This window comes from Streptococcus cuniculi (assembly GCF_004570575.1).
GTDB classification, from domain to species: Bacteria; Bacillota; Bacilli; order Lactobacillales; family Streptococcaceae; genus Streptococcus; species Streptococcus cuniculi_A.
Genome location: NZ_SPPD01000042.1, coordinates 1 through 1,552, shown reverse-complemented (window position 1 = coordinate 1,552; position 1,552 = coordinate 1). Strand labels below are relative to the sequence as shown.

The 1,552-nt window shown below is 41.9% G+C and carries 2 pseudogenes; both read left to right on the top strand.

Going from position 1 to position 1,552, the window contains the following annotated elements:
- Positions 1-70 precede the first annotated feature (70 nt).
- Positions 71-223, top strand: a pseudogene (locus E4T82_RS13235) (transposase); the annotation flags it as partial.
- Between the two features lie 18 nt (positions 224-241).
- Positions 242-1,552, top strand: a pseudogene (locus E4T82_RS12915) (IS3 family transposase); the annotation flags it as partial.

Sequence of the window (1,552 nt, the reverse complement as noted above, 5' to 3'; positions counted from 1 at the left end):
TGATATACTCCCCATATAGTAGACAGTGAAAAAACAAAAATTCACTAGACACTATAAGGGGAGTTTTCCTATGTCCAAAAGAAGTCAAAAATCAGTAGAAGAGAAATTAGAAATCATTCAATTGTCTCTTACTCATCAATACTCTATCACTCAGTTAGTCAAGCGACACCAAGTTTCTGAATCTACCATTAAACGATGGATAAACCGATATGAGAAACATGGGATGGAGAGGCTTAAAGCAAGTCAAACTTGGAAGAACTATTCCAAAGAAGTGAAGGAACAGGCTGTTCAAGACTATCTTGATGGAGTCGGTTCACAGAGTGACATCTGTCAAAAGTACGATATTTCCTCACAATCTGTTCTCCCAAAGTGGATAAAACGGTATACTAGTGGTAAAGAATTAAAATCCACAAGTAAAGGACACAGCCGTATGAACAAAGGACGCAAGACCACATTTGAAGAACGCCTTGAGATTGTCACTTTCACGATTGCTCATGAAAAAGATTACCAGGCAGCTATTGAGAAGTTTGGTGTCTCCTACCAACAGGTGTATTCATGGGTCCGTAAGTTTGAGGAGAGTGGCTCACAGGGACTCGTTGATAGACGTGGAAAAGGCTTGGACAGTAAGCCTAATCTCACTGAAACGGAAGAACTTCAACTCAAGATTAAACAACTGGAAGAACGCAACCGTTATCTAGAAATGGAGGTGGGTCTCCTAAAAAAGTTGGAAGAAATAAAACAGCGAAACCGTCGCTAAGAGGGGGAAAGTACCTCGAGAAGTTCCAAGCTATTAGAGATTACCATGATGAACACACAGATAGTCTTATCTCTATCTTATGCCAGATTCTGAAGGTCTCACGCTCAGGCTATTATAAGTGGCTCAATCATGACGAAACAACCTCTGAGAAAGAAAACAACAAACTGATGGAGAAGATTCAGGAACTCCATAAACATCACAAGGGCATTCTAGGCTACCGTCGCATGACGACCTTCATGAACCGCCAACTCGCTACCAACTACAATAAGAAACGGATTCGTCGTCTAATGGGGATTCTTGGCATCCAATCTGTTATTCGTCGTGTGAGACATGCTTGTACGAAAGCTGGTGATAGATTCTACGCTGAGAATCTTCTCAATCGGGATTTTACCGCGACAGCACCGAATCAGAAATGGTGCACAGATGTCACCTACTTACAATACGGTCTCGGCGTCAAGGCTTATTTGAGTGCGATCAAGGATCTCTATGACGGCTCAATTGTAGCTTTTGAGATGAGTCACACCAATGACAATCCCTTGGTCATGAAGACCATTAAGAAGGCTTTAAAGCTAAATCCAGAGGCGACACCGCTCATTCATAGTGACCGTGGCAGTCAGTACACTTCAAAGGAATATCGCTATTTTACAACACAGGCAGGCATCACTCTATCCATGTCACGAGTTGGGAAATGTATCGACAATGCACCAATTGAAAGTTTCTTTGGGCATTTCAAGACAGAGTCTTATCATCTCAAGAAATACAAGACTTACGAGGAACTAGTCGCAGATGTGGAAA